The organism is Ruegeria sp. AL3 (genome assembly GCF_056536065.1).
Genome location: NZ_JBQFJG010000001.1, coordinates 1,098,139 through 1,123,976, shown reverse-complemented (window position 1 = coordinate 1,123,976; position 25,838 = coordinate 1,098,139). Strand labels below are relative to the sequence as shown.

The 25,838-nt window shown below is 58.1% G+C and carries 27 protein-coding genes; 17 read left to right on the top strand and 10 right to left on the bottom strand.

Annotated elements, in window-relative coordinates:
- The 3 genes from ACR3E6_RS05655 to ACR3E6_RS05645 all read left to right on the top strand — a co-directional run bounded on the left by ACR3E6_RS05655 (position 1) and on the right by ACR3E6_RS05645 (position 2,167).
- Positions 1-270, top strand: coding sequence for a YciI family protein (locus ACR3E6_RS05655; RefSeq protein ID WP_171116638.1), 270 nt, complete (start codon positions 1-3; stop codon positions 268-270).
- On the top strand, positions 270-692 hold the full coding sequence (locus ACR3E6_RS05650; protein ID WP_480486218.1) for an EVE domain-containing protein: 423 nt from the start codon (positions 270-272) through the stop codon (positions 690-692). Before ACR3E6_RS05655 ends, ACR3E6_RS05650 begins: the two co-directional genes overlap by 1 nt.
- A 161-nt stretch (positions 693-853) precedes the next feature.
- On the top strand, positions 854-2,167 hold the full coding sequence (locus ACR3E6_RS05645; RefSeq protein ID WP_480486216.1) for a hypothetical protein: 1,314 nt from the start codon (positions 854-856) through the stop codon (positions 2,165-2,167).
- A gap of 217 nt (positions 2,168-2,384) precedes the next feature.
- Here ACR3E6_RS05645 and ACR3E6_RS05640 read toward each other — a convergent pair whose 3' ends face one another.
- The 4 genes from ACR3E6_RS05640 to ACR3E6_RS05625 all read right to left on the bottom strand — a co-directional run bounded on the left by ACR3E6_RS05640 (position 2,385) and on the right by ACR3E6_RS05625 (position 5,436).
- Entirely contained in the window at positions 2,385-2,726 is a 342-nt protein-coding gene (locus ACR3E6_RS05640) for a DUF2853 family protein (RefSeq protein ID WP_171171577.1), read from the bottom strand.
- Between the two features lie 140 nt (positions 2,727-2,866).
- A complete protein-coding gene (locus ACR3E6_RS05635; protein ID WP_480486214.1) occupies positions 2,867-3,616 on the bottom strand; it encodes an extensin-like domain-containing protein in 750 nt (249 codons plus the stop codon).
- A gap of 13 nt (positions 3,617-3,629) precedes the next feature.
- Positions 3,630-5,018 carry an adenosylhomocysteinase gene (gene ahcY, locus ACR3E6_RS05630; RefSeq protein ID WP_171116646.1) on the bottom strand — a complete coding sequence of 463 codons (1,389 nt, stop codon included), beginning with the start codon at positions 5,016-5,018 and terminating at the stop codon, positions 3,630-3,632.
- Between the two features lie 103 nt (positions 5,019-5,121).
- Positions 5,122-5,436, bottom strand: coding sequence for a hypothetical protein (locus ACR3E6_RS05625; protein ID WP_171635301.1), 315 nt, complete (start codon positions 5,434-5,436; stop codon positions 5,122-5,124).
- A gap of 206 nt (positions 5,437-5,642) precedes the next feature.
- Between ACR3E6_RS05625 and ACR3E6_RS05620 the strand changes: the two genes are divergently transcribed.
- Together ACR3E6_RS05620 and ACR3E6_RS05615 are read left to right on the top strand one after the other, a co-directional pair.
- Positions 5,643-6,236 carry an HD domain-containing protein gene (locus ACR3E6_RS05620; RefSeq protein ID WP_171635303.1) on the top strand — a complete coding sequence of 198 codons (594 nt, stop codon included), beginning with the start codon at positions 5,643-5,645 and terminating at the stop codon, positions 6,234-6,236.
- A gap of 51 nt (positions 6,237-6,287) precedes the next feature.
- Complete coding sequence (locus ACR3E6_RS05615) at positions 6,288-7,001, top strand: SGNH/GDSL hydrolase family protein (RefSeq protein ID WP_480486212.1); 714 nt, start codon at positions 6,288-6,290, stop codon at positions 6,999-7,001.
- A 78-nt stretch (positions 7,002-7,079) separates the two neighbouring features.
- Here the strand turns inward: ACR3E6_RS05615 and ACR3E6_RS05610 are convergent, their stop codons facing one another.
- The 3 genes from ACR3E6_RS05610 to ACR3E6_RS05600 form a co-directional block, all read right to left on the bottom strand.
- Positions 7,080-7,451, bottom strand: coding sequence for a VOC family protein (locus tag ACR3E6_RS05610; RefSeq protein ID WP_171635307.1), 372 nt, complete (start codon positions 7,449-7,451; stop codon positions 7,080-7,082).
- Positions 7,452-7,552: 101 nt separating this feature from the next.
- Complete coding sequence (locus tag ACR3E6_RS05605) at positions 7,553-8,107, bottom strand: ActR/PrrA/RegA family redox response regulator transcription factor (RefSeq protein WP_152459641.1); 555 nt, start codon at positions 8,105-8,107, stop codon at positions 7,553-7,555.
- Between the two features lie 80 nt (positions 8,108-8,187).
- Positions 8,188-8,814 carry an SCO family protein gene (locus ACR3E6_RS05600; protein WP_171723984.1) on the bottom strand — a complete coding sequence of 209 codons (627 nt, stop codon included), beginning with the start codon at positions 8,812-8,814 and terminating at the stop codon, positions 8,188-8,190.
- 90 nt (positions 8,815-8,904) lie between these two features.
- Between ACR3E6_RS05600 and regB the strand changes: the two genes are divergently transcribed.
- The 10 genes from regB (at position 8,905) to ACR3E6_RS05550 (ending at position 21,511) form a co-directional block, all read left to right on the top strand.
- The gene (gene regB, locus ACR3E6_RS05595) at positions 8,905-10,302 is read left to right on the top strand and encodes a sensor histidine kinase RegB (protein WP_171635312.1); all 1,398 of its coding nucleotides are present in this window, start codon (positions 8,905-8,907) and stop codon (positions 10,300-10,302) included.
- A gap of 66 nt (positions 10,303-10,368) precedes the next feature.
- On the top strand, positions 10,369-11,877 hold the full coding sequence (locus ACR3E6_RS05590) for a PAS-domain containing protein (protein WP_480486210.1): 1,509 nt from the start codon (positions 10,369-10,371) through the stop codon (positions 11,875-11,877).
- A 41-nt stretch (positions 11,878-11,918) separates the two neighbouring features.
- Complete coding sequence (gene tsaE / locus ACR3E6_RS05585) at positions 11,919-12,392, top strand: tRNA (adenosine(37)-N6)-threonylcarbamoyltransferase complex ATPase subunit type 1 TsaE (RefSeq protein ID WP_480486208.1); 474 nt, start codon at positions 11,919-11,921, stop codon at positions 12,390-12,392.
- On the top strand, positions 12,389-13,393 hold the full coding sequence (locus tag ACR3E6_RS05580) for an aminoglycoside phosphotransferase family protein (protein ID WP_480486206.1): 1,005 nt from the start codon (positions 12,389-12,391) through the stop codon (positions 13,391-13,393). Before tsaE ends, ACR3E6_RS05580 begins: the two co-directional genes overlap by 4 nt.
- Complete coding sequence (locus ACR3E6_RS05575) at positions 13,390-14,076, top strand: nucleotidyltransferase family protein (RefSeq protein ID WP_171723988.1); 687 nt, start codon at positions 13,390-13,392, stop codon at positions 14,074-14,076. The genes ACR3E6_RS05580 and ACR3E6_RS05575 overlap by 4 nt, the downstream gene beginning before the upstream one ends.
- On the top strand, positions 14,069-16,993 hold the full coding sequence (gene addB, locus ACR3E6_RS05570) for a double-strand break repair protein AddB (RefSeq protein ID WP_480486204.1): 2,925 nt from the start codon (positions 14,069-14,071) through the stop codon (positions 16,991-16,993). The genes ACR3E6_RS05575 and addB overlap by 8 nt, the downstream gene beginning before the upstream one ends.
- A complete protein-coding gene (gene addA, locus ACR3E6_RS05565) occupies positions 16,990-20,346 on the top strand; it encodes a double-strand break repair helicase AddA (RefSeq protein ID WP_480486203.1) in 3,357 nt (1,118 codons plus the stop codon). The genes addB and addA overlap by 4 nt, the downstream gene beginning before the upstream one ends.
- Positions 20,347-20,355: 9 nt before the next feature.
- Positions 20,356-20,727, top strand: a complete 372-nt coding sequence (gene trxA, locus ACR3E6_RS05560; protein WP_348539528.1) for a thioredoxin — start codon at positions 20,356-20,358, stop codon at positions 20,725-20,727.
- Between the two features lie 74 nt (positions 20,728-20,801).
- Entirely contained in the window at positions 20,802-21,152 is a 351-nt protein-coding gene (locus ACR3E6_RS05555; RefSeq protein ID WP_480486201.1) for a Lin0512 family protein, read from the top strand.
- Entirely contained in the window at positions 21,149-21,511 is a 363-nt protein-coding gene (locus ACR3E6_RS05550; protein WP_171723992.1) for a Lin0512 family protein, read from the top strand. The genes ACR3E6_RS05555 and ACR3E6_RS05550 overlap by 4 nt, the downstream gene beginning before the upstream one ends.
- 61 nt (positions 21,512-21,572) lie before the next feature.
- On the opposite strand, the gene ACR3E6_RS05545 is transcribed toward ACR3E6_RS05550, so the two are convergent.
- Positions 21,573-21,767 carry a DUF1127 domain-containing protein gene (locus tag ACR3E6_RS05545; RefSeq protein ID WP_152459629.1) on the bottom strand — a complete coding sequence of 65 codons (195 nt, stop codon included), beginning with the start codon at positions 21,765-21,767 and terminating at the stop codon, positions 21,573-21,575.
- A 197-nt stretch (positions 21,768-21,964) separates the two neighbouring features.
- Here ACR3E6_RS05545 and hslV point away from each other — a divergent pair, with 197 nt between their 5' ends.
- The gene (hslV, locus tag ACR3E6_RS05540; RefSeq protein ID WP_480486198.1) at positions 21,965-22,522 is read left to right on the top strand and encodes an ATP-dependent protease subunit HslV; all 558 of its coding nucleotides are present in this window, start codon (positions 21,965-21,967) and stop codon (positions 22,520-22,522) included.
- Here the strand turns inward: hslV and ACR3E6_RS05535 are convergent.
- Both ACR3E6_RS05535 and ACR3E6_RS05530 read right to left on the bottom strand, forming a co-directional pair.
- On the bottom strand, positions 22,514-23,755 hold the full coding sequence (locus tag ACR3E6_RS05535) for an MFS transporter (RefSeq protein WP_480486197.1): 1,242 nt from the start codon (positions 23,753-23,755) through the stop codon (positions 22,514-22,516). The two genes, hslV and ACR3E6_RS05535, sit on opposite strands and share 9 nt — an antisense overlap.
- Positions 23,756-23,861: 106 nt before the next feature.
- A complete protein-coding gene (locus tag ACR3E6_RS05530; RefSeq protein ID WP_209834389.1) occupies positions 23,862-24,263 on the bottom strand; it encodes a DM13 domain-containing protein in 402 nt (133 codons plus the stop codon).
- A gap of 199 nt (positions 24,264-24,462) precedes the next feature.
- Between ACR3E6_RS05530 and hslU the strand changes: the two genes are divergently transcribed.
- Entirely contained in the window at positions 24,463-25,770 is a 1,308-nt protein-coding gene (hslU, locus tag ACR3E6_RS05525) for an ATP-dependent protease ATPase subunit HslU (RefSeq protein WP_171723995.1), read from the top strand.
- Positions 25,771-25,838: the final 68 nt, after the last annotated feature.

Below are 25,838 nucleotides of genomic sequence, written 5' to 3'. Positions count from 1 at the left end.
ATGCTGATCGCCCTCATCGCTCGTGACAAACCAGACGCGTTGCAAACCCGATTGGACAACCGCTCGGCCCACCTGGCCTATATCGAAGAAACCGGCGTCGTGTCACAGGCCGGACCGTTGCTGAACGGTGACGCCATGATCGGTTCATTGATAATCCTCGATGTGGAGGACCTGGCCGCAGCACAATCATGGGCCGACGGCGACCCTTACGCAAAGGCAGGATTGTTCCAATCGGTTGAGCTGATCCCGTGGAAAAAGGTGATCGGTTGATGGCCTATTGGTTGTTCAAGTCAGAACCGTCGACCTGGAGTTGGGATCAGCAAGTCGCAAAGGGCGACGCGGGCGAGGAATGGGACGGAGTGCGAAATTATCAGGCGCGCAACTTCATGCGTGAGATGAAGATCGGGGACCGGGGGTTCTTCTACCATTCGCAAAAGGACAAGTCCGTTGTTGGCATTGTCGAAGTCTGTGCCGAGGCCCATCCCGACAGCACCACTGATGACGAACGGTGGGAGTGTGTCGACATCAAAGCCGTGCGGCCCTTTTCCAAACCCGTAACGCTGGACCAAATCAAGGCGGACGAGCGTCTGGCCAACATGGTGCTGGTGAAGAACTCTCGCTTGTCGGTGCAACCCGTGACTGAGGATGAATGGCGGGTGATTTGCATGCTGGGTGAAACCCAGCCTGATTGAACGGGAAAGTGGCACCGGGCGCAGAACTTCTCAAAGCTCTGGCAAGATGCTATCTTTCCATGGGCTTTGCCGGTTGAGATCATGTCGGTCGCGGTTTTATGCGATCGAAATTGCCGGGTGGTGTTCGAATAAAGATCGGTCTTTCTTGAAAGCAAAAACCCATGTCTGACGACGAAGGCGGCAATGGGATATTCGAAGACGCCGTTGCTGCGAAGAATTCAAAAAACTGGGAAGCGCGCCTGAAAGAGGCGCGTGAAAAGCGTGCCAGAGTGCTCAGCGGGGCGCAGGGTGAAGCGCAGGAAAAACCCGCCCTGAAACCTTCCGAGACAGAGCACCTGCCCCGGCCAGACGAAACCAAAATCGAAGAGATCGTATCAGACCGGGTCCGTTCCCTGCATTTGGAAGAACCAAAAACCAGGAAAAAACCCTTGGTCAGAGCAGGTATTATTCTGGCCGCCTTGGTTTGCGGCGCGATCCTGCAATGGGCGGTCACACATATTGCCGGAACTTGGCGCTCCACCGGTGGAACGCCACCAGCCAGCCTGGATGCGGCGACTGAAACTCTTCCTGAAATCGAGGAGCTGCTTTCAGACAGAGCGCCCACCGTCAGAATCGCTGAGTCACCGGCCCCACGAGACACACAAGCAGCCGAGGACCTCGCCGATTCAGCGTCTTCCGAAGTCGCGCCCGTTTCCAACCCGGTAATCATCGAAGAGGTCGAGGATGCGATCACAGGCGCAACTCTCGACCAGAGCGTCTCGGTTGAAGCGATCGTGACGCCACCCGTTCCTGCCGAAGGCATTTCGGCTGCGGATGACCAAGACAGGGTGGAACCAAGACCCCCAACCCCAGAAGCGGAACCGGTCGTGTCTTTGTCCCCGCCAGCCATATTCATTCCGCCACAGCTCGAACCCATCTTGGCCACCGCTTCTTCTGCGGATTTTCAAACCCTGTTTCCAGCTTCTGCCGAACCTCCGTGGCGCCACACCAACCGGTCGAACAAAGACAGCTTTTCGCAGACGTCCTTGATGGTTTTGGACCCTGTCCAGCAAGAGATCACTTTTTCTGCAGCCCCGTCTTATGCAGAGGTTAAACCGCTTTCGCCCGCACAATCCCCCATTGATCTGGAAGTCTCGCTTTTTGTTCCCTTGAGAGTGTCACAAGACGCCAGCAGCCGGGCTTTGGAACTGCTTACACAGGGCCGCGCGACGGTTGTGTCAACAGACCGCGTGGGTTTTCGGGTCAGAGAAACACAGGTTCGTTTCTACCATCCAAGCGACGCTGAAAACGCGGCGCTGGCAGCTGATGCTCTTGGCGGAATATTGAGGGACTTCACGAATTCGGGCAGCAAGACCCGTCCGGGGCGGATAGAAGTCTACTTGGCAGGCAGCGGTGGCGCGTCATCTAGGAATTCGGACCCAAGGCCCACGGCATTCGACAATTTCATTGCGCGTATTCTTGGCGAACTCAGATAAGAAACGAGGGAAGGCTCTGACGATACAGAACCTTCCCTACCCCCGCGTGCTCCCTACTCACCACACGCGTATGGAAATATCTGGTTCTGACCGTCCTGGTCACAGGTTGAACTTAGCGCAACCGCACCCTTGGTTTCAAATGCCAAGTCTTTAAATTGAAACTCAAATTAAGTACGCCCGCCAGAATCTCGGCGGGCGCTTGGCAGAATCGACCGGGTCAGCTGTAAACGGATTCTTTTCCGAAATGCTTGGTCAAAATATAATAGACAACGGCACGGTACTTGTTGCGCTCGGACATGCCATAGGTTTCCATGGCTTTGTTGATCCCTTCCATCAGCTCGGGGCCATCTGCCAGACCCAGCTTTTTGATCAGGAAGTTGTTCTTGACGGTTTCCAGTTCCGAGTCCTGGCTGGCCGCGACAGTTGCCGCATCTGCGTCATAGATCGCCGGACCACAACCGATGGTGACCTTGGTCAGCAGGTCCATATCGGGGTCCATCCCGCATTTGGTTTTCAGGTCTTCTGCGTATTTGGCGATCAGCTCGTCGCGCTTGCCCATATCCTAGTCTCCTTGATCCGTTTACCCGGCACCTTTTACCGATGATCGAAAGACTAGCCGCGTCGCAGGCTTTTCCAAAAGGAAAAAAATTTGCGATTTCTCCCCCTTGGTCGCAGCCTGCACGTTTCTTGCTGAAAAGCCTAGCGGCAATAGCCCCACCCCGGGCCTTGCAAGTGGAAATGATCCGCGTGCAAACGATTGAAATCGGGTCCAAGAACCACGCGAAACCAACCGCAGGCCCCGCGCCAGATCCGTCGAAAAAAGGCGCCTTCCGGTCCGGAGCCCTGCCAGTTTGACAACAAGGTCAGCGTCCGACCGTCAACGGTATCCACACCGACGATATCTATCGAATCCGCGCGGGCATGGCTGCTCCACCCACCGTTTTCACCCTGCGCAGTGCGCATGGGGCGGCAATTGTAACTGCCGATGTGGCGCAATCGGGAAACGTTGGACCCAAGCAGATCGCGTGCGGCGGGCTGCACGACGTGGTATTCCCACATGGTCAGGCGCAAAGCCGTGGCGCAACTGGTTTCAACATCCTCGATCCCTGATGTCACCAATTTGGTCAGACGACCCCGACCAGCGATGCCGCAATTCTGATCGACAACCAGGTCCGCCATCGCCTCAAACCGAACACCTGCGTCTTCCAGAGCGGCCCGGCACTGTGCTTCGCTCGCCAATGCGCGGTTCAGTTGGAGCTTGGTGACGGGTGTGATCGGGGCGGTTACCTTCAGATCACGCAACGGGTTCCAATGTGACGGTATCGGCGTTTCGGGATGCGCCAACACCCACCAGACACCACCGCCCAAAAGGATCACAACAACCGCCAGCCTGAAAAAGAAAGACGCCGCCAGGTACAAATACCGGCGGCGCCCAGATTTCTGCGTCATACCCAGACTGCGATCAGTAGCGGTAGTGTTCCGGCTTGTACGGACCTTCCGGTTTGACACCGATGTAAGCGGCCTGATCCGCATCCATCTGGGTCAGCTTCACGCCGATGCGATCCAGATGCAGGCGGGCCACTTTCTCATCCAGATGCTTGGGCAGGATGTAGACCTTGTTCTCGTACTGGTCACCCTTGGTGAACAGCTCGATCTGGGCCAGAACCTGGTTGGTGAACGAGGCCGACATCACGAAGGACGGGTGCCCGGTGGCGTTGCCCAGATTCAGCAGACGGCCTTCGGACAACAGGATGATGCGGTTGCCCGAAGGCATCTCGATCATGTCCACCTGTTCCTTGATGTTGGTCCATTTGTGGTTTTTCAGGCTGGCCACCTGAATTTCGTTGTCGAAGTGGCCGATGTTGCCGACGATGGCCATGTCCTTCATCTCGCGCATATGCTCGATGCGGATCACGTCTTTGTTGCCGGTGGTTGTGATGAAGATATCCGCGGTGGCAACTTCGTCTTCCAGCAGGGTCACTTCGAACCCGTCCATCGCGGCTTGCAGGGCGCAGATCGGGTCGACTTCGGTGACTTTCACACGGGCACCAGCACCGCGCAACGACGCGGCCGAGCCTTTGCCCACATCACCGTAACCGCAGACCACTGCAACCTTGCCGGCCATCATCGTGTCGGTGGCGCGGCGGATACCGTCGACCAGCGATTCCTTGCAGCCGTATTTGTTGTCGAATTTCGACTTGGTGACACTGTCATTCACGTTGATCGCCGGGAACGGCAGATGCCCTTCCTTGACCAGCTGATACAGGCGGTTCACACCAGTGGTGGTTTCCTCGGAAACACCCTTGATCTGATCCCGCATCTTTGTGAACCAGCCCGGGCTTGCCGCCATACGCTTGGCGATCTGCTTCTTGATCACCTCTTCCTCTTCCGAACCCGGAACAGGGATGATGTCCTCACCCGCTTCGGCACGGGCACCCAGCAGGATGTACAGTGTCGCGTCGCCGCCATCATCCAGGATCATGTTCGGGCCTTCCTCGAACAGGAAGGATTTGTCCAGATAATCCCAGTGCTCTTCCAGTGTCTGGCCCTTGACGGCGAAGACGGGAATACCCGCCTCGGCAATCGCGGCGGCGGCGTGGTCCTGGGTCGAGAAGATGTTGCACGACGCCCAGCGCACATCCGCACCCAGCGCCACCAGCGTTTCTATCAGAACGCCCGTCTGGATGGTCATGTGCAACGACCCGACGATACGCGCCCCTTTCAACGGCTTGCTGTCGCCGTATTCCGCGCGCAGGGACATCAGGCCCGGCATCTCGGTTTCGGCTATGTCCAGCTCTTTGCGGCCAAAGCCAGCCAATGAAATGTCTTTAACGATATAGTCCCCGGCCATCAGGTGCTCCATTTTCCGGTAAATCACAGTCCCGGCTGCCCCTAGCATTCCTTGGGGCAGGTGGCAACTTTGAAGACTGTGATCGGAAACGATATGGCCAATATCAGCTTGGTGTGCCTTCAATTTCGATCTTTGGTATCGCTTCAAAAAAATCGGTGCCAACGGCAACAATACAGCTGATACCGTTCGCATTGGTTACCAAAACGGTATAACTTCCCGTTTCTTTCGAGGTCCAAACCTCCATCACCGATTGCGCGCCGCGTGTTTTTTGCAGGCCGCCAAAGGCCAATTCCTCGGCATAATTCTCCTGCAATCTGGATATGATGTGATCCCGTGCCGCACAATTCTGGGCAAAGGCAGGCGGCGCGGTGGCGGCCATTCCGAAGGTCAGTGCGATTGCGAATAAACGTTTGAACATAGGGTGCTCCTTTCGATACGTGTTTCAGTTCGAGAGGGGCACACTGGGAGGAGAATGCACCCCCCTCAGTCTTTAATGTCGGGATCATACCGCGCCGTTTCAAAGCACGAACGCTCAAGAAAATGTTGGCAGCGTGTGATCCAGACAGGTACATCATACCATAAAAACGCGAATTGAACGTGTCCAACTTCACAAGGCATGGCAGAATGGCAACACAACCCAGAGCGTGGCAAAGGATGCTGTCGGGTCGCAGGCTGGACCTGCTGGACCCGACACCGGTGGATATCGAGATTGAAGACATCGCACACGGCCTTGCCTTTGTCGCTCGTTGGAACGGTCAGACAAACGGCGATTTCGCTTATTCCGTGGCCGAACATTCCCTGCTGGTTGAAGAGATTTTTGGCCGTATTGCCCCAAAAACACCCATGAAATGGCGTTTGGCGGCCCTGTTACATGACGCGCCCGAATATGTGATCGGCGATATGATCTCGCCCGTGAAATCCGCCGTCGGCCCAGATTATGGCGCGTTGGACGACCGGCTGGCGGCAGCAATCCATATACGGTTTGGACTTCCGGCTGAGGTGCCGAAAACGGTGAAACGCCAGATCAAGAAGGCCGACAAGATCAGCGCCTGGATGGAGGCGACACAGATTGCCGGGTTTTCCGAGGCCGAAGCCACGAAATTCTTTGGTCGCCCGGAGAGGGGGATCATGGCGGGTTTACAGATCAGGCTGCGCCCCCCGGTCGAGGTGCGGCACGCCTTTACGGCGCGGCACGCAGAATTGATCGCTCAGATCTGAGAGGCGCTTTCCGAATGCGGTGAGTGGTACGGGGGAACTGGTGGAAGAAAGATGAAAACAAAGACCGGAACCCGAGTTTTGCTTGTCGTCAACGTCGTGCTGACTTTTGGTCTTGCGGCGGCGTTGGTCGAAACCGGGTGTGTCTCGAAGGCGCTCAGAAAAATCTCGGGCACATATGTCCCGGTCACGGAAACCGATCACTACAAGCTCATGGTCTGGCTGCACGAGCGGCCGATTTCTCAGGCGCTCGCCTCACCGGATATTCAGATCGCTTTCATCGGCGATTCCATAATCGAAGGGTGGTTGACCAGCAACGTCCTGCCCAACGCGCTGAACCTTGGGATCAGCCGCGACACCACCCCGGGCCTGATCGCAAGAGCAAAACCGGAACTGATTGCCCATGTCCCGACATGGTATCTGGGAATCGGGGTCAATGACGCTCTGACGGCCACACCGCCAGAGAAGATTGCAGGCTATGTCGCACAGTTGAAGGCCCTGTTCATGCCTGCTGACAGGTTGATCTGGCGTGCTGTGTTGCCCGTCACCGGTGCTAACTGGACCGCGGAACAAGAGGCGTTTCGAACGGCCTTCAATTCGGCTGCACAACAGGCCTGTCAGGATATGGCGAACTGCACGTTTCTGACCCCGCCGGACGGGTTCGCCGAAAAAACCGCCGACTGGACATCGGACGGGTTGCATCCCAACGCAACCGGATATCGTCAGCTGGCGCGGCAGCTCTGCGCAGAAATCTCCTGCTCACCCTGAAGCTACTGAATGGGCACGGTCAGCTCCGCTGCCCGCAGACCTGTCTGAAACTTGGGCAGGGTTTGTGTTCGCCCTGTTTCAGCCAAAGACGTAGAAGCACAGTTTGTTGCCATCCGGGTCACGCACATAGGCACCATAGAACCTGTCGGGCACTCGTTGACCAGGTTCGCCTTCGTCCACCGCACCCAGGCTGATTGCCTTGTCATACAGTTCCTTGACCTCATCCTTGGAGTCGGCTGCAAAGGCGACCATGTTGCCATTTCCGGCGGCGCAGACATTGCCGTCATAGGGCTCGCACACCGCCAGCATCGGCGCGTCGGGTTTGTTGCCGATGAACGCGATCCGGCCTGCGTCTATAACCACTTTCGCGCCCTTGTCCGCGAAAAGCTTGGTATAGAAGTCCTTGGCGCGCGCCATGTCCGAAACGCCAACGGTTACATATCCGATCATAAAGTGGTCCTGTTCTGACAAAAGATTCCAGATGTGCCGAACAGTCCTCGACAGGGTCCAAGGTTACAAGTCACTAAACCGTCATCGAGCGGCCGGCAGACCTAACGCGGGCTGCGTTTCGCCAGTATCCGCTGCAACGTCCGCCGATGCATATTCAACCGTCGCGCGGTTTCGGAGACATTCCGGTCACACAGCTCATAGACGCGCTGGATATGTTCCCAGCGCACACGGTCCGCGCTCATGGGGTTTTCCGGCGGCGGGGGCATCTCGTCACCCTTTGCCAGCAAAGCGTTCGTGATGTCGGTGGCATCCGCAGGCTTTGACAAATAGTCGGTCGCACCGATCTTGACTGCCGCGACGGCGGTCGCGATCGCACCATATCCGGTCAGAACAACAACACGGCTGTCGGGGCGTTTTTCCCGCAATACCTCGACAACGTCCAATCCGTTGCCATCCTCCAACCGCAGATCGACGACGGCATAAGCCGGGGGCCGGGCGGTGGATATCGCGCGCCCTGCCGCGACGGATCCTGCTGTCTCAACCTCGAAGCCACGCTTTTCCATGGCCTTGGCCAAACGTCTCAGAAACGGCTCGTCATCATCAACCAAAAGCAGGGATTTGTCAGGGCCGATGTCAAGCTGAGAAGTGTCTGCCATATGTTAGGTCTTTCGCTATTTCATGCCTTTGGCTCGAACATGAGTAATAGCAGCGCGGGAACAAAGGTCAAACAACCTTGTTACGACGCGGCCTGTTCCAGGAAGCATGCAACCTTGTCCGCCATCTGTTCGGCCGTGTCTTCGCGCTTGAAGAACTCCAGAAATCCATTTTCGGGTGTAACCAGATACGTAAAGGTGGAATGGTCAACCAGATAGAATTCATCGCCTTTGTCGTGCGCCTTGTAATAGGTCTTGTAGGCCTTGCTGGCCGCCTTGACCTGTTCGGGCGAGCCGGTCAGGGCGATCGTCTTGCCCCCGAGATTGAAAGCATAGTCGGCCATGACTTCGGGCGTATCGCGATCCGGGTCAATCGAGATGAACAAAGGTGTCACCGACAGCCCGCGTTCAGCCAGAATATCGACAGCCTCGGCGTTGCGGGACATGTCGAACGGGCAAACGTCCGGGCAGAACGTGTATCCGAAGTAAACCAGCGTCGGTTCGGTAATCACATCTTTGTCCGTAACCGTCTCGCCTTTACCGTTCACCAGTTCAAATGGTCCACCAATTGCGGCGGCACCCCCGGCGATCTGGCTGGACCGACATTGTGCGAACTTGTCATCGGACCCGCCACCCCGTGTCAGAATCCACATGGCCCCAAGTCCGATAGCCAGAACAAGAGTTGCGAGAATTGCGAGAAGGCGGGTCATTTCGATTATCCGGTCTCAGGGGGTTGTTGATCGTTCCGGCCGGGACACCTATCAAGATGACCAGCCGATGCAACAGGACATAAGCGACCGATGGCAGAATCCAATCAGACTTTTTGGCGCGGCCAGGAACGCAGCAGCTGGATTCGCCTGCGAACCCTGATCCTTTTGCGATGGGTGGCCATCATCGGCCAGCTCACCGCAATCACGGTGGCCCAGCGATATTATGACGTGCAGCTGGAACTGGGCCTGTGCTACCTGGCCATCGGAATCTCGGTCATGGGCAACCTGACCGCCATTTTGCTGTTTCCGCAAAACAAGCGCCTGACCGAGTTTGAAAACTTCCTGATGGTTCTGTTCGACCTGCTGCAATTGTCAATTCTGCTGTACTTGACCGGCGGGCTGAACAATCCGTTTGCGCTGCTTCTGCTGGGCCCGGTCACGATTTCAGCCAATGTCATGAGCACACGATCAACCCTGATTGTCGGCGCCGTCGCAATCGTTCTGACAACTGTGCTGGCGGAATTTCACCTTCCGTTGCGGACAAGTCTGGGGCTTGTTCTGGATATCCCCGATATCCTTCTGTTTGGAAACTGGGCCGCGATCATCATCGCCATCGTCTTCATCGGCGCCTATTCCCACCGCGTCAGTTCCGAAGTCCAATCCATGTCCGAAGCGCTGGCCGCCACGCATATGGCGCTGGCGCGCGAACAGAAGCTGACCGATCTGGGCGGCGTCGTCGCCGCTGCCGCGCATGAACTGGGCACGCCTCTGGCGACGATAAAACTGACCAGCGCGGAACTGATCGAAGAACTGGACGACCGCCCGGACCTGAAAGATGACGCCGCTTTGATCCGCGAGCAGGCAGACCGTTGCCGTGACATTCTGCGCGACATGGGGCGGGCGGGCAAAGATGATCTGCACCTGCGGCAGGCACCGCTTTCGACAGTGGTGAACGAAGCGGCCGAACCACATGTCGGTCGCGGCAAAGAGGTTCATTTCTCTGAAGGCCCCGCGCAGGACGGGGATGTTCAGCAGCCCTCGATCCTGCGCAAACCCGAGATCATTCACGGTTTGCGCAACCTGATTCAGAATGCCGTGGATTTCGCCCGCGCAAATGTCTGGGTCGAGGCCGAATGGACCGACAGCAGGATCACCGTCAGCATCATGGATGACGGGCGGGGATATCCGCCCCACATGATCGGACGCATCGGCGATCCGTTCATGCGCCGAAGACGGGCAGAATCCGATCAGAGAGCACGCCCGGAATACGAAGGGATGGGCCTGGGATTGTTCATCGCCAAAACCCTGCTGGAACGCAGCGGCGCCGAACTGGAATTCGCCAATGGTTCGGACCCCTACCAGCATCTGACCGACAATCCTGAACGGCGCGGGGCAATCGTCAAGGTGACCTGGCCACGCAAACTGATCGATGCACAGAAGGGTGACACCCCGGTCCCGTCGGGATCCAACACGCGCATCCAGGTGTGAATTAAGAGACCGTTAACCAATCCCACGCATAGTCTGTCCTTGTATCGTTCAGGCTTGGGGAATTTGATGGCCGATTGGATTATTCTGGCCGCGATCAGTCTTGTTTCGTGCTGTTTCGCCGTTCTGTGGCTGTTGCCACGCCGGGCTCAGCGCGACAAGGCTTTTGGTTTGTTTTCGAACACCTCGCTGTTTGATGCCGTATTCCTGTTCGATGGCAACCAACTGATCAGCCATTCTGATTTCGCACTGGCCGGGTTTGAGCATATTGAAAACTGGCTGGACCTGCGGCGCTTGTTGCAAAGGGATTTCCCCACCTTTCCCGAAACTTCCGACAAAGTGCGCGATCAGGGCAAAATCTCGGTATCGGCCATTGACTGCACGATTGAACGAGAAGTCGTGTGTGAGTGGATCGACGGTATCGTCCGCGTTCGACTTTGCGAATGCGCCAGGACCTCCTCGGCCGGATCGGTTACCCCAGGCGAACCGACTCGTCTGGCAATGGATCTGGCCCCTTACCCTGTATGGTTGGCGGATAACGACAATCGGGTGCAATGGTGCAATGCCGCCTATGTCGCACTTGTTCAAAAGGCGCGTGATCAGGACGCCGATCTGACTGCGCCGCTTTTTGAAAGCCCGGAGGATGCCACAAGACCTACCGGAAAAACCCGCGTGTCGGTGGATGTTGCAGATACTGATCGCAAGCTTTGGTTCGATTTGACTCGGATCGAACACGAGAACGGTCATCTATGCTATGCCGTTGACGTCAACGCGATTGTCGAGGCGGAAACCGCCCAGCGCAAATTCGTGCAGACCATGACCAAGACCTTTGCCCAATTGTCCATTGGTCTCGCCATTTTTGACCGCAATCGGCAACTGGCCCTGTTCAACCCGGCCCTGATCGATCTGACCACGTTGCCGCCCGATTTCCTCAGTTGCCGCCCCAGCCTGAGCAGTTTCTTCGACCGCTTGCGGGATCAACACATGATGCCCGAACCGAAGAATTACCGCAGCTGGCGGCGTCAGATGAACGACCTTCTCGAAGCGGCTGAAGATGGAAACTACCACGAGACGTGGTCGCTGCCATCCGGATCGGTCTATTCCGTCAGCGGCCGCCCTCACCCGGACGGCGCAGTGGCGTTTCTATTCGAGGATATCACCGCCGAAATCACCCTGACGCGGCGCTTTCGATCAGAAATGGATCTGATGCAGTCCATCCTGGACAAACTGGCGGACGCGATTGCCGTCTTTGCAGATGACGGTACGCTGGCCTTCACCAACTATGCGTATCAAAAGCTGTGGGGAGACGCGCACGAGGTCGGGTTCCAAAGCGAAACGGTCACCGATGTCACGCGACGCTGGCAAGACCTTTGTATTGCGACGCCGGTTTTGGGTGAGGTGCGGGATTTTGTCGAAATGCGGGAAAACCGCGCCGAATGGACAGCTGAAATCCAGATGAGAACCGGCATAACCGTGGATTGCACCGTCACACCGGTTCATAACGGCGCGACAATCGTGCGGTTTACGCAATCCGAGTTTCCCTCGAAATCCACCGCGATGGAACAGATCAGCGCCTGAACCGGGTTGCAGCCGGTCAGGCGCAAGGCCATTGTGGCGGCATGACACAGTCCGCCCGATCTCTGACTTTCAAATCGCCCGAAGAAACCGCGGTTTTCGCACGCCAACTGGGAACATCACTGCGCCCGGGCGATGTTGTTCTGCTGGAGGGCCCGATCGGCAGCGGCAAGACGCATTTCGCGCGCAACCTCATTCAGTCATTGATGGCAGAACCCGAAGATGTGCCCTCGCCAACTTTCACTTTGGTCCAGGCTTACGACACGCCATCAGGGGAAATATGGCATTGCGACCTGTATCGTCTGAGCGCGGCCGAAGAAGTTGACGAACTGGGCCTGACGGACGCTTTCGATACCGCAATCTGCCTTGTGGAATGGCCGGACAAGCTGGGCCCGTTGGCGCCCCAAGGCGCGTTGACGTTGACCTTTGAAACAGACCCTAACAATATCGATTTTCGCTGTGTGACCCTGTCTTGGACTGCTCCGAAATGGGCGGAAAAACTGGAGAGAACTGCATGACCAACAGGACGGTCCTGGCCGAGGCCCTGATTGCACAAACACCCTGGGCCGGAGCAACACGTACGCCGCTGGCAGGCGATGCCTCGAACCGCCGATACGAACGGTTGATTGATCCAACCGACGGGCGCACTGTGGTTTTGATGGACGCGCCACCTGAAAAAAGTGATAATGTTGAACCCTTTGTGCGGGTCGCCGAATACCTCCGATCGGTTGGTCTGAGCGCGCCGGAAATCTACGCCGAAGATGCCCAGTACGGTTTTCTGTTGCTGGAAGATCTGGGTGATGACCTTTTTGCGCGCGTCCTGAAAAAAGACCCGGGCAAAGAGCGCGAATTGTACCGCGCCGCTACCGACGTGCTGCTCCACCTGCATCGGGCGCCTTCTCTTGCATTGCCGTCTTATGATCCGTCCCTGATGACGGAACTGGCGGCATTGGCTTTCACCAAGTATGCGGCCGGTATCCTGGGAATATGTGATGAAGACGCCCTGTCCCGGTTCGAGCACCGGTTCGCGGATATCCTGCATCGTGAAACATCCGGTTCGAAAGTGGTCATTCTCAGGGATTATCACGCAGAAAACCTGTTGTGGCTGCCGCAGCGCGAAGGCGTGAAGCGCGTCGGGTTGCTGGACTTTCAGTTGGCCATGCTGGGGCACCCGGCCTACGATCTGGTGTCTCTGCTACAGGATGTACGCCGAGATGTCTCGGCCGGGATCGAAATGCAGATGATCAACCACTATATCTCTGCGTCAGGTATGGACGACCATGAATTCCGCACGGCCTACAGTGTTTTGGGGGCCCAGAGAAACCTGCGTATCCTTGGCGTCTTCGCACGTCTGGCGACGGAATATGGCAAGCCTCACTATGTGGACATGATCCCGGCCGTCTGGGCACATCTGATGCGCGATCTGGATCACCCTGCCCTGGTTTCGGTGGCGTCCCTGCTGCACGAAGTTTTGCCCAGACCCACACCGGAAAACCTGGCCAAGTTGAGAACGCAATGACCGGATCGCCATTTGCCGTAATGCTGTTCGCAGCCGGGTTCGGCACCCGTATGGGCGCGCTGACCAAAGACCGGCCCAAGCCATTGATCGAAGTGGCGGGGCGACCACTGATTGATCATGCGCTGGGTCTTGTCGAAGATCTTGATCCCGTCCGTACCGTTGCCAACCTGCATTATCACGCTGATCAACTCGCGGCGCATCTCGGCCCCAAGGGCGTTCTGCTGTCTCGGGAAGACCCTGAAATTCTGGAAACAGGTGGCGGATTGCGGGCAGCTTTGCCGATGCTGGGCACCGACCCCGTATTCACGTTGAACACGGACGCGATCTGGTCCGGACCAAACCCTTTGACCCTGTTGCAGCACGCCTGGGACCCGGGTCGTATGGATGCGCTGCTGATGTGTGTTCCAGTTGCGCGAACCGTTGGTCATATTGGATCGGGTGATTTCACCGCTGGAAAAGATGGACGGATCACGCGCGGTCCTGGTCTGGTTTACGGCGGGGCCCAGATCCTCAGGGCCCAGGGTTTGCATTCGTTCTCGCAAACTGCGTTTTCACTCAACCTGCTCTGGAACCAGATGCTTGATCAGGGTCGGCTTTTTGCGGTCGAATACCCGGGGCGCTGGTGCGACGTAGGTCGTCCGGAAGGCATCGCGCTGGCCGAGGGTTTGCTGGCTGATGTTTGAATCCGGCACCCTGCCCCGTGTATTTGCCGTGCCTCCCGGCACGGATTTCCCCAAGGCATTGGTCGATGGCCTGCGGCAGCGCTGTTCGGGCCCGCCCGACGCTTTGGCGCGGGTAGAGTTGGTGCTGAACACACGACGCATGGAACGGCGCGTCCGCGATCTGTTCAATCAGGGGCCACCTTGCCTTCTGCCCCGTCTCTCGTTGGTGACGGACTTGGGTGAAAGGGTTGATCTGGCGCGGATCCCGCCTGCTATCCCGCCTCTGCGGCGGCGTCTTGAGTTGACTCAGCTTGTATCCAAACTGCTGGAGCAACAGCCGGACCTTGCCGCCCGGTCATCGATCTTTGACCTGTCCGACAGTCTGGCCGCGCTGATTGACGAAATGCAGGGCGAAGGCGTATCGCCCGAAGCGATCCGGCAGCTGGACGTCAGCGACATGTCCGGACACTGGTCGCGGGCACAAGCCTTTATCGGCATCGCGGATAAATTCATCGACACCGGCAGGCAGACGATGGATGCACAGGCCCGCCAGCGCCGCGTGGTCGAAAACCTGATCACGCGATGGCAGATTGCCCCCCCGCAACACCCGGTCATTCTGGCGGGCTCTACCGGGTCCCGTGGCACCACCCTGATGTTGATGGAAGCCATCGCGCGCCTGCCGCAAGGGGCATTGGTGCTGCCCGGATTTGATTTCGACCAGCCGGATCACGTTTGGCAGGGGTTGGATGATGCGTTGACGTCTGAAGATCACCCACAATACCGTTTCCGCAAGTTGATGCGCGCGCTGGAACTTGCACCGGGTCAGATCACCCCATGGACGGACTTATCGGCCCCCTCACCCTCGCGTAACCGCTTGATATCACTATCTTTACGTCCGGCGCCCGTCACTGACGCCTGGATGACCGAAGGCCCCGGACTGTCCGATATAAAAGGCGCAACCGACAGCCTGACGCTGGTCGAGGCTCAATCGCCTCGCGCCGAGGCATTGGCCATCGCCCTGCGCCTGCGGCAAGCGGCGGAAACAGGACAGACCGCCGCTCTGATCACGCCGGATCGCATGTTGACCCGCCAGGTCAGCGCCGCGCTGGATCGGTGGAACATCGTGCCGGACGACAGTGCGGGCCTGCCGCTACAACTTTCCCCGCCGGGACGTTTTCTGCGCCATGTGGCCAACCTGTTCACACGCCGTCTGGAAGGCGAGGCGCTGCTGACCCTTTTGAAGCACCCGCTATGTCATGATGGCGGTGATCGCGGAATTCATTTGCTGCACACGCGTGACCTGGAACTTGACCTGCGCCGTCACGGCCCGCCCTTTCCTGACAGTGCAAGCCTTGCGGCTTTTGCGGTGCGTAAAGAGGCCCAGGAAAGCTGGGTGAAATGGGTCGTGCAGCATTTCTGCGACCAGCAGATCACCAGTGAGCTACACCTCGCAGACTGGGTGGAGCGTTTGATGACACTGGCCGAGGCGATCTCGGCCGGCAGCACGGGTGAAACAGGTACTCTGTGGGACAAAAACGCAGGCCAAAAGGCGCTGGAGGTGCTGAATTCTCTCAGGGCCGAGGCGCAGCATGGCGGCCTGATGACGGCCCATGACTTTGCCGATCTGCTGGGTGCTCTCCTTGCGGGTGAAGAGGTTCGTGACCGGGATGCGCCGCATCCGCATATCATGATCTGGGGCACGCTCGAGGCACGGGTGCAGGGCGCCGACCTGCTGATCCTTGGCGGGTTGAATGAAGGAAGTTGGCCAGAGGCGCCAACGCCCGATCCCTGGTTGAACCGGCAGATGCGTGACAAAGCCGGCTTGTTGCTGCCCGAACGCCGGATCGGCCTGTCTGCGCATGACTTCCAGCAGGCCATCGGCGCACCCGAAGTATGGTTGACCCGCGCGATCCGCTCGGATGATGCCGAGACGGTTCCGTCGCGCTGGCTGAACCGACTGACCAACCTTTTGCAGGGTTTGCCGGGTCAGGGTGGCCCCGAAGCTCTGGCCAAAATGCGCGCTCACGGCGAAAAATGGTTGAACTGGTCCGAGGCACTGGAAGATGCGCCGCCGATCGACCTCGCACCGCGTCCTTCTCCGCGCCCACCGGCCGCCGCACGTCCGCGCCGTCTGTCTGTGACCGAGATAAAGAGGCTGATCCGCGATCCATACGCGATATACGCCAAACATGTGCTTCGGCTGAAACCGCTAGATCCGCTTGTACAGGCCCCCGATGCCTTGCTGAGAGGCATTGTGATTCACGAAATCCTCGAGCATTTCATCAAGGACAGCGTCCTCGACAGCGCTTTGCTGACGCGGGACAATTTCCTGAAACGGGCGCATGCTCTGTTGGATCAACACGTCGCCTGGCCGACGGCCCGTAAACTGTGGTTGGCCCGGCTTGAGCGGATCACGGATGATTTCCTCGGGGCAGAGCTCGCGCGCCGGAAGGATGGTGGCCCCGTGGCGTTTGAGGCGGTGATGAAACTGGCGCTGCGCCCCCTGGATTTCACCATTGTCGGGCGCGCGGACAGAATCGATTGCAACAGCCGGGGCGCGTTGCGCATCATCGACTATAAAACCGGCGCACCACCGACGGAAAGCCAGCAATCCAAATTTGACAAGCAGTTGCTGATCGAGGCGGCCATGGCCGAGCAGGGCGGGATTGAGGGCCTTGACCCGACAAGCGTGGCCGAAGCCATCTTCATCGGTATGGGTGGCAGCTATAAGGAGGTTGCGGCGCCCCTGCCGAAAGAACCGACCGACAAGGTTCTTGCCGAACTGAAAGAGTTGATTTCCGCCTATTTAGAGCCTGATCAGGGGTTTTCGTCCCGGCGCATGCTGCACAAGGATACGGATATGGGTGATTATGATCACCTGGCGCGGTTCGGCGAATGGGACCGGACATCGGAAACACACCCCGAGGATCTGACATGAGCCCGCGCAACGACGCAACCGAACGGCAGGTACAGGCCGCGCGCCCCGATGCCTCGACCTGGCTGGCGGCCAACGCCGGGTCCGGCAAAACCCGGGTTCTGACCGACCGTGTGGCGCGTCTGCTGCTGGGCGGGGTCCAGCCTCAGCACATTCTGTGCCTGACCTACACCAAGGCCGCCGCCAGCGAGATGCAGAACAGGTTGTTCAAGCGCCTTGGCAAATGGGCCATGCTGGATGATACCCCCTTGTTGGAGGAGCTGACCGACCTGGGTGTACCCGGCGAAATCGGCTCGGACCGGTTGGCGCAAGCACGCACCCTGTTTGCCCGCGCCATCGAAACGCCGGGTGGTCTGAAAATCCAGACCATCCACTCGTTCTGCGCGTCATTGTTGCGACGCTTTCCGCTGGAGGCTGGCGTTAGCCCGCAGTTCACCGAAATGGAAGACCGCGCAGCAGCCTTGCTGCAAGAGGAAATTGTCGAGGATTTCGCCGCGGGCCCGCAGGCCGGGTTGATTGAAGATGTGGCCCGGTTCGTCACGGACACGGGGTTTGATAAACTGACCGCTGCGATCACGCAAAAACGCAGTCTTTTTGCGCAGCCGCTCGAATGGTCCGATCTGCTGCAACGCTTCGGTCTGCCCGCCGGTTTTGACGAAACAGCGCTGCTTGCCCGGGTTTTTCTTGGTGGCGAAGTCGAACTCATCCAGTCCATACTGCCCGCTTTGACCGAAAGCGGAGGCAACAATGCCAAGGCCGCTGCAAAACTGGCCGCATTCAACGAAGCCAGATTGATACATCTACCCATGTTGGAAAGCGTGTTTCTGACAGGGAAGGGCGCAAAGGAACCCTTCACGGCCAAACTCAACGCTTTTCCCACCAAACCCCTGCGCGAAGGTGTGTTGGCCGACCGGATGCCGCAGATCGAGGCCTTCATGCAGCGGATCGAAACCGCGCGTGAACAACGTCTGGCGCTGGTCGCGGCGCAGAAAACCGCGGTTCTGCACCGCTTTGCCGCAGCCTTCCTGCCGGAATACGAACGGCGCAAGCAATTGCGCGGCTGGCTGGATTTCGACGACCTGATCCTGCGCGCGCGGCAGGTGTTGAACGATCCGGCAGTGGCCGAATGGGTGCTGTACCGACTGGACGGGGGCATCGATCATATTCTTGTGGACGAAGCACAGGACACCAGCCCCGATCAATGGGACGTGATCGAGAAGCTGGCGCAGGAATTCACCAGCGGGGAAGGGGCCCGATCCGGGGTTGAACGCACGATCTTCGTCGTCGGTGACAAGAAGCAATCGATCTATTCCTTTCAGGGCGCCGATCCACAGGCCTTTGACAGAATGCAGGAAGAGTTTGGCCGGAAACTGTCTGAATCAGGCTCTAAACTGTGGGATTCGACGTTGGAATACTCGTTTCGATCCTCCAGCGCGATCCTGACTCTGGTCGATATCCTGTTTGAAAACCGCTCTGATGCGGGGTTTCACAAGGACAGTCAGCACCGTGCTTTCAAGGCCGATCTGCCGGGTCGTGTTGATCTTTGGCCCGTGGTTGAAAAGGTTGCAGATACCGAAGACGGGGATTGGACCGATCCGGTCGATCGTCCGGGAGCACGGCATCACACCGTCATTCTGGCCGAGAGAGTTGCACAGTCGATCAAAGACATGATCGAACGGGGCGAGACGATCCCGGAAGATGGCAAATCCGGCCAATTCGTTCGTCGAAAAGTGCAGCCGGGGGATTTTCTGATCCTCGTGCAACGCCGCTCGGACCTGTTTGCCGAGATCATCCGTGCCTGCAAGGCGCTGCACCTGCCCATCGCCGGAGCAGATCGGCTGAAAGTGGGCGCTGAACTGGCGGTCAAGGATCTTGCGGCCCTGCTCAGCTTTCTGGCCACGCCCGAAGATAGCCTGTCTCTGGCGACGGTTCTCAAGTCCCCCTTGTTCGGATGGTCCGAACAGCAGCTTTTCGATCTGGCGCACCGTCGGAAGGAACAGTTCCTTTGGGCCGCACTGCGCAACCGCGCGGAAGAGTTTCCGGAAACACTGTCTGTGCTGAATGATCTGCGCAGCCAGATCGACTTTCTGCGCCCCTATGATCTGATCGAACGTATCCTGACCCGCCATGACGGACGGCGCAAGCTGTTGGGGCGGTTGGGGGCGGAAGCCGAAGACGGTATCAACGCGCTGTTGTCGCAGGCGCTGGCCTATGAGCGAACGGATATCCCCAGCCTAACGGGATTTCTGGTCTGGATGCAGACCGACGATCTGGAGATCAAACGACAGATGAGCGGCGTCGGCAACAGAATCCGGGTGATGACCGTTCATGGTTCAAAAGGGTTGGAGGCGCCGATCGTCATCCTGCCGGATACCGGCAAGCGCCAGCCTCCGCGTGACGCAGAGATCATGCTGGCCGGCGGAACACCCTTGTGGAAAGTGTCGGCGGACGCATCACCAAACCTGATCTCGCAGGCGCGGGAAGAGGCGCGCAGCCGTGAGGAAAACGAACGGCTTCGGCTGCTATATGTGGCTCTGACACGAGCGGAAAAGTGGCTGATCGTGGCGGCGGCAGGTGATTTGGGGAAAGACGGCAACAGCTGGTATCAGATGGTCGAGGCGGCGATGGATCGGGCCGGGGCCGCTCAGGTGCCGGGTACCGATATCCGCCGTCTGTCCCACGGGGATTGGGACGCGCTGCCCTTGATCGATCAACCGAACACTGTCGTTCAGCAGGTCGAATTGCCGGACATTTTCCAACATCCGGCACCGGATCCGGTTGCGCCTACCGTCACGCTCAGCCCTTCGGATCTGGGTGGCCCTAAAGCGTTGCCCGGCGATGCCGGCCTGGATGAAGATGCGGCCAAACTGCGCGGAACCCGCCTGCACCTGTTGCTGGAACACCTTCCCGTCGCCGAGAAAGACCTTTGGCCAGAGCTTTGCGCGCGGTTGCTGCCCGATATGCACGAAACGGACCGGCAAGAGATATTGAGCGAAGCCGTAACTGTGCTGATAGCGGAAGGTTTGCAGCCCGTCTTCGCGCCTGACACGTTGGCCGAAGTGCCCATTACAGCCGCTCTGAACGGGCAGCGGATGCATGGGGTTGTTGACCGTCTAATCCTATCGGAATCGGAAGTGCATGTGATTGATTTCAAATCAAATGCCACCGTTCCAGACCGCGCGGAAGACTGCCCCGAAGGCCTGTTGCGACAGATGGGGGCATACGCGCAGGCGCTGGCGCAGATCTATCCGGATCGCAGCATTCGTACCGCCATTCTGTGGACCCGCACGGCGCGGCTGATGTGGTTGCCACACGATCTTGTGACAGATGCTTTGGCCCGCACCCGGATATCTTGACCTTACCCGATGCGGCACATACGTTCTGTTCCCAAGTTTACCCCATTCAGGAGACAGAATATGTCGACCGTAGCCGTAACCGACGACACCTTTGACGCCGAAGTCAAGAATTCGACCGTTCCCGTGGTCGTGGATTTCTGGGCCGAATGGTGCGGCCCCTGCAAGCAAATCGGCCCTGCGCTGGAAGAGCTGGCGGCCGAGTATGGCGACAAGGTCAAAATCGCCAAGGTCGATGTGGACAGCAACCCGAACTCAGCCGCCGCCATGGGCGTGCGTGGCATCCCCGCGCTGTTCATCTTCAAGGACGGTCAGGTCGTTTCCAACCGCGCGGGCGCGGCGCCCAAAGCCGCCCTGCAAAGCTGGATCGACGAATCCATCTAATCTGGTCCTAACAGATTATCTCGAAGGCGCCTCTGATCGGGGCGCCTTTTCTATTGAAGACATCGGAGACACCAATGGCAAAAACGCGGGTCCTTGTGGAATTCGGGATGGGCACATCCCTGCGCCAGATGGACTATACCCAGGCGTCACTGCGGGCGGTCAAGGATGCGCTTTGGCACAACTCGGTCAACATGGCGGAACTGTTCGGGTTTCCGAAAGAGGCGATGATCATTGATGCCGAAATTGGGGTTCAGCAGCCGGATCAGGTGGACACCGAAGCGTTGAAAGCTGTCTTTCCCTATGGTCATCCGAATATCACTGTCACCAAAGGCGGGCTGGACATCGCAAAGCCCCACAGTGACGGGCACACGGTCATCGCCAACGCTGCCCTGATCGTTTCCTTCGACATGGAGCCCACACAATGAGTGAAAAACGCATCATTCTGGAGATGGGAACAGGTAACGACCTGTATGGCCGGGACTATACCAAGGCAGCCCGCCGCGCGGTGCAGGACGCTTTGCACCATTCATCTATCACGTTGTTTTCAAAACTGGGGATCGACCATTCCGAAATGCGCGTCAGCGTCACGATCGGTGTGCAGGATCCTGAACAGGTGGATTGCGATCTGGTTGCCGCGGATCTGCCGCGGGGCAGGGCCGAGGTTCGTGCAGTCAAAGGTGGGCTTGACGTTGTCGACGAAGAAGCGGGAACGCGGCACGTGGTTGCAACTGCGGCGATCGAGGCGTTTCTGCCTGATCTTTCCGGAAAATACGTGCAAGGCTGAAAAAAGAAAAAGCCGCTCGGAAATCCGTGCGGCTGTCATGAATTGGCGATCTGCGGGAACATCAGAGATCGGCGATGTCTGCGCGGCTCAGGCCGATATCGTCAAGCTGGGCGTCGCTGAGTTCCGACAGGAGTTTGCGGGTTTTACGGGATTCTTTCCATTCGACAACGGTGTTGACGACATTGGTGAACGCGTCCACTACGTGCAGGATGGTAGCTGCTCCGAGCGGCGCATGAATGTTAGCTGTGGTTGCCATGTGCGCGGTCCTTTGTGAAGAAACAGCCGACCCGTTGTCGGTTGTGAGCCTCATGTAGTCCTGCATGCCCGGACTCACAATTGCTGGTCCGGTAACCCCGGAATGCGTTTTTTGCATATCTTTTAAGCAACTGAAGAACGGGTTGCGCCAACCTGCGACCCAGCCCATATATACCGCCAGCGAAAACGGAGACGATCATGGCAGACAACGAGTTTCCCGGTTGGCACGGCACAACGATCATTGGCGTCAAGAAAGACGGTCAGATCGTCATAGCCGGTGATGGGCAGGTCAGCCTTGGTCAAACCGTGATCAAGGGCACGGCCCGCAAGGTGCGTCGCCTGTCTCCCGGAGGGTCCGAAGTTGTCGCCGGCTTTGCCGGGTCGACGGCCGACGCCTTCACGTTGCTGGAACGGCTGGAGGCCAAGCTCGAGGCGACACCGGGCCAACTTGCCCGTGCTTCTGTGGAATTGGCCAAAGACTGGCGCACCGACAAATACCTGCAAAAGCTCGAAGCGATGCTGATCGTCACGGACGGCAAGGACATGTTCGTGATCACCGGGGCGGGTGACGTACTGGAACCTGAACACAACGTGGCTGCCATCGGATCCGGGGGCAATTTTGCCCTGGCCGCTGCCCGCGCGATGATGGACAGTGACAAGTCGGCGGAAGAGGTCGCGCGTCAGGCAATGGCCATCGCGGCCGATATCTGTGTCTATACCAATGGCAAGCTGACGGTTGAGACGATCTCAGGCTAACAGCGCCGAGATCTCCTTGCCTTTCCAGCGGCGATGCATGCCGATCAGGCCAATGATCGCTGCGATGATGACGATGTAATAGGGCACGCGGATATCGATGCTCATCAATCCGCCCCCGATCAGCGACATGATCCCGCCCGCAAGGCAGAACACGGCAGTGGTCACACCCATGACCCAGCCCTGATCCGCTTCGCTGACGCTGGAAGAGAACAGCCCAAGCATGGTGGGGTAGGCGATTCCGAACAGGAAATAGAAGAAAAAGACCGGCACATAACTGAACACGCCGCTTGGGCTGAAGGCGAACGCGAAGCCGCAAATCACCATGACGATGAGCGATGTGCGGATTATCGCATGTTTGCTGAATTTCTCCTGCGCGGGTTTCACCAAAAACGTGCTGGAGAAGGCCAGCGCCACACCGATGACAACCATCGCCACGCTGCCGCCGATGACTCCGTATCCGAAGGCGCTGGTCAGGAAATTGTCGACAAAGACGTAGAAGGTGACATTGGCGATCATGAAGAACGAATAGACCGGCAGGATCTTCAACACCATCGGATGACCACGCACCGCCATCAGGCTGTCTGTTATGTCACGGGGACGGAAAACAAAGGGCGCGCGATCCGTTCGGGTATCCTGGAAGAAAAACAGGACCAGAAAAATTGCAATCAGCACAAGGACAAATGCGCCGTAAAAGGGCGTTCTCAGCGTGGCGAAGCCGCCCAGCAGGGCGGCGTCAGACAAGACCGCGCCGATGATCGGCCCGCCCACAAGACCAAAGCTGACGCCCGTCACGATATAGCCCATGTTCCGGTCCCGGTCTGTCGCGTCGGTACTGCCGTCGATCATCGCCGCTTGCGCAATGGGTTGGTTGCCCGCAGTGAATCCGGTGATCGAACGCCCGACGATCAGCAGAAGAAGGTTGTTGAGATAAAGCGCGGCAATGGTCAGGGCATAGCCGGCCAGAGCACCGCCCAGGCACACCAGCAAAGCGTTCTTGCGCCCGATCGAATCCGATACTTTCGAGACATAGACAACGCCCAAAAACCACGACAGGAAAAAGCACCCGATCACGAGGCCGTAATAGAAATGCCTGCGCCCCTCGGGCGTGTTTTCGGGCAGAAACCCGGATTTCGTTTCCATGATCAGCGAGTTGATGATGGGAAAGACCAGCCCCTGTCCGATCAGATCCACAAACACCACAAACAGAAGGGTAATCTTGGCAATTCTCGTCATTAAATTCGTCCCCGGCTCCAATGCCTTGGGACAAGTGTAACAGACGACGACTTTGTTACCTAACGGTGCGTCAGCAACCGGAGGACCCGGCCGCTGACCGAAAGAATTACTTCAGCGACGCAACACCCAGCGGCACACCCGCGACCTCGCACCAGATGTACACCTCATTGTAGCCAGAAACATCCATGGTCGGCGGAACGGCATAGGATTGGCTGCCGGTCAAGTTCAACAGCGCGCCCAGCTTGGTGTCGGGCGCATAGGTCCCATCTTTCCCGAAGGCCACCCGTGGGTCAGGGCCGCCGTCCAGCGAGAAATCATCGCCCAACTCGACGATGTAACGCTCGCCGTCCTTGACCAGCTTCACCGATCCGCTGGTGATGTGGTTCGACCTGCCTTCAAACGTGCCTTTCTTTTTGGCACCTCCGGCCAAAGCAGCCCGGGTGCCAACCAAAGCAAGAGCAGCGCCCGTGGCGGCAGCTTTCGCAAAAAGCGAACGACGAGTCATCATGATAAGGTATCTCCATATGAATGTCGCGGGCGACCTGCCCGTCACGCAAGACTATGGGGCACACACCGTCCCGTGACGATTCACATCGCCGCCAATTTCCGTGTGCTACGTGTGAGTTGGTGTGAGTTTTCCGTGATCAGCTTGTGTTTTTGTGTCTTATGATTAGGTTCCGTTGCGAAACAAACGGATAGAATTTAACATGACCGACCTGACCCCGCGCGAGATTGTCTCGGAACTGGATCGCTTCATCATCGGGCAGAAGGACGCCAAGCGTGCCGTTGCCGTCGCCCTGCGCAATCGCTGGCGCCGCAAGCAATTGCCGGACGACATCCGGGAGGAAGTATATCCCAAGAACATCCTGATGATCGGCCCCACCGGCGTCGGCAAGACCGAAATCAGCCGCCGTCTGGCCAAACTGGCCCGCGCGCCGTTTATCAAGGTCGAGGCCACCAAGTTCACCGAAGTCGGATATGTCGGCCGAGACGTGGAACAGATCGTGCGCGATCTGGCGGATGCGGCCATCCTGCAAACCCGCGAGTTCATGCGCGAAGACGTCAAGGCCAAAGCGCATCAGGCCGCCGAAGACCGCGTGATCGAAGCCATTGCTGGCGCGGATGCGCGCGAAGGCACGCGCGAGATGTTCCGCAAAAAGCTGAAAGCCGGCGAACTGGACGACACGGTGATCGAGCTGGAACTGTCCGACACCACGAACCCGATGCCGATGTTCGACATTCCGGGGCAGCCGGGTGGTCAGATGGGCATGATGAATCTGGGCGACATCTTCGGCAAGGCCTTTGGCGGACGGACCGTCAAGAAACGCATGACCGTCGCCGAAAGCTATGATGCGCTGATCGGGGAAGAGGCCGACAAGCTGCTAGATGATGAAACCGTCACCCGCACCGCGCTGGACTCCGTCGAACAGAATGGCATCGTATTTCTGGATGAGATCGACAAGGTTTGCGCCCGCTCTGACGCACGCGGCGGCGATGTCAGCCGGGAAGGCGTGCAGCGCGACCTTCTGCCCTTGATCGAGGGAACCACCGTCAGCACCAAGCACGGTCCGGTCAAAACCGACCATATCCTGTTCATCGCCTCGGGTGCGTTTCACATCGCCAAACCGTCGGATCTGTTGCCGGAATTGCAGGGGCGCCTGCCGATCCGTGTCGAACTGCGCGCCCTGACCGAAGAAGACTTCGTGCGCATCCTGACCGAAACCGACAATGCCCTGACCTTGCAATACACGGCGTTGATGGGCACCGAAGACGTGACCGTCAGTTTTACCGAGGACGGCATCGCGGCATTGGCGAAGATTGCAGCTGACGTGAACCAGAGCATCGAAAACATCGGCGCGCGGCGGCTTTACACGGTCATGGAGCGGGTTTTCGAAGAACTGTCCTTCGCTGCACCGGACAAAGCCGGTTCGGAGATCACCGTTGATGCACAGTTCGTCAGCGACAATCTTGGTGAATTGACCAAGTCCTCTGATCTGAGCCGTTACGTTTTGTAACACGGCCAGCCGTTTTTTGCCGTTGTTTTGGTCTTGCCATGCTGGACGTCGCGCAGGAATAGGATAGC

Bases quoted from the DNA above. Each gene is read 5' to 3' on its own strand.
- ACR3E6_RS05655 (WP_171116638.1), top strand. From the start codon at position 1: ATGCTGATCGCCCTCATCGCTCGTGACAAACCAGACGCGTTGCAAACC.
- ACR3E6_RS05650 (WP_480486218.1), top strand. From the start codon at position 270: ATGGCCTATTGGTTGTTCAAGTCAGAACCGTCGACCTGGAGTTGGGAT.
- ACR3E6_RS05645 (WP_480486216.1), top strand. From the start codon at position 854: ATGTCTGACGACGAAGGCGGCAATGGGATATTCGAAGACGCCGTTGCT.
- ACR3E6_RS05640 (WP_171171577.1), bottom strand. From the start codon at position 2,726: ATGGGCAAGCGCGACGAGCTGATCGCCAAATACGCAGAAGACCTGAAA.
- ACR3E6_RS05635 (WP_480486214.1), bottom strand. From the start codon at position 3,616: ATGACGCAGAAATCTGGGCGCCGCCGGTATTTGTACCTGGCGGCGTCT.
- ahcY (WP_171116646.1), bottom strand. From the start codon at position 5,018: ATGGCCGGGGACTATATCGTTAAAGACATTTCATTGGCTGGCTTTGGC.
- ACR3E6_RS05625 (WP_171635301.1), bottom strand. From the start codon at position 5,436: ATGTTCAAACGTTTATTCGCAATCGCACTGACCTTCGGAATGGCCGCC.
- ACR3E6_RS05620 (WP_171635303.1), top strand. From the start codon at position 5,643: ATGGCAACACAACCCAGAGCGTGGCAAAGGATGCTGTCGGGTCGCAGG.
- ACR3E6_RS05615 (WP_480486212.1), top strand. From the start codon at position 6,288: ATGAAAACAAAGACCGGAACCCGAGTTTTGCTTGTCGTCAACGTCGTG.
- ACR3E6_RS05610 (WP_171635307.1), bottom strand. From the start codon at position 7,451: ATGATCGGATATGTAACCGTTGGCGTTTCGGACATGGCGCGCGCCAAG.
- ACR3E6_RS05605 (WP_152459641.1), bottom strand. From the start codon at position 8,107: ATGGCAGACACTTCTCAGCTTGACATCGGCCCTGACAAATCCCTGCTT.
- ACR3E6_RS05600 (WP_171723984.1), bottom strand. From the start codon at position 8,814: ATGACCCGCCTTCTCGCAATTCTCGCAACTCTTGTTCTGGCTATCGGA.
- regB (WP_171635312.1), top strand. From the start codon at position 8,905: ATGGCAGAATCCAATCAGACTTTTTGGCGCGGCCAGGAACGCAGCAGC.
- ACR3E6_RS05590 (WP_480486210.1), top strand. From the start codon at position 10,369: ATGGCCGATTGGATTATTCTGGCCGCGATCAGTCTTGTTTCGTGCTGT.
- tsaE (WP_480486208.1), top strand. From the start codon at position 11,919: ATGACACAGTCCGCCCGATCTCTGACTTTCAAATCGCCCGAAGAAACC.
- ACR3E6_RS05580 (WP_480486206.1), top strand. From the start codon at position 12,389: ATGACCAACAGGACGGTCCTGGCCGAGGCCCTGATTGCACAAACACCC.
- ACR3E6_RS05575 (WP_171723988.1), top strand. From the start codon at position 13,390: ATGACCGGATCGCCATTTGCCGTAATGCTGTTCGCAGCCGGGTTCGGC.
- addB (WP_480486204.1), top strand. From the start codon at position 14,069: ATGTTTGAATCCGGCACCCTGCCCCGTGTATTTGCCGTGCCTCCCGGC.
- addA (WP_480486203.1), top strand. From the start codon at position 16,990: ATGAGCCCGCGCAACGACGCAACCGAACGGCAGGTACAGGCCGCGCGC.
- trxA (WP_348539528.1), top strand. From the start codon at position 20,356: ATGCGGCACATACGTTCTGTTCCCAAGTTTACCCCATTCAGGAGACAG.
- ACR3E6_RS05555 (WP_480486201.1), top strand. From the start codon at position 20,802: ATGGCAAAAACGCGGGTCCTTGTGGAATTCGGGATGGGCACATCCCTG.
- ACR3E6_RS05550 (WP_171723992.1), top strand. From the start codon at position 21,149: ATGAGTGAAAAACGCATCATTCTGGAGATGGGAACAGGTAACGACCTG.
- ACR3E6_RS05545 (WP_152459629.1), bottom strand. From the start codon at position 21,767: ATGGCAACCACAGCTAACATTCATGCGCCGCTCGGAGCAGCTACCATC.
- hslV (WP_480486198.1), top strand. From the start codon at position 21,965: ATGGCAGACAACGAGTTTCCCGGTTGGCACGGCACAACGATCATTGGC.
- ACR3E6_RS05535 (WP_480486197.1), bottom strand. From the start codon at position 23,755: ATGACGAGAATTGCCAAGATTACCCTTCTGTTTGTGGTGTTTGTGGAT.
- ACR3E6_RS05530 (WP_209834389.1), bottom strand. From the start codon at position 24,263: ATGATGACTCGTCGTTCGCTTTTTGCGAAAGCTGCCGCCACGGGCGCT.
- hslU (WP_171723995.1), top strand. From the start codon at position 24,463: ATGACCGACCTGACCCCGCGCGAGATTGTCTCGGAACTGGATCGCTTC.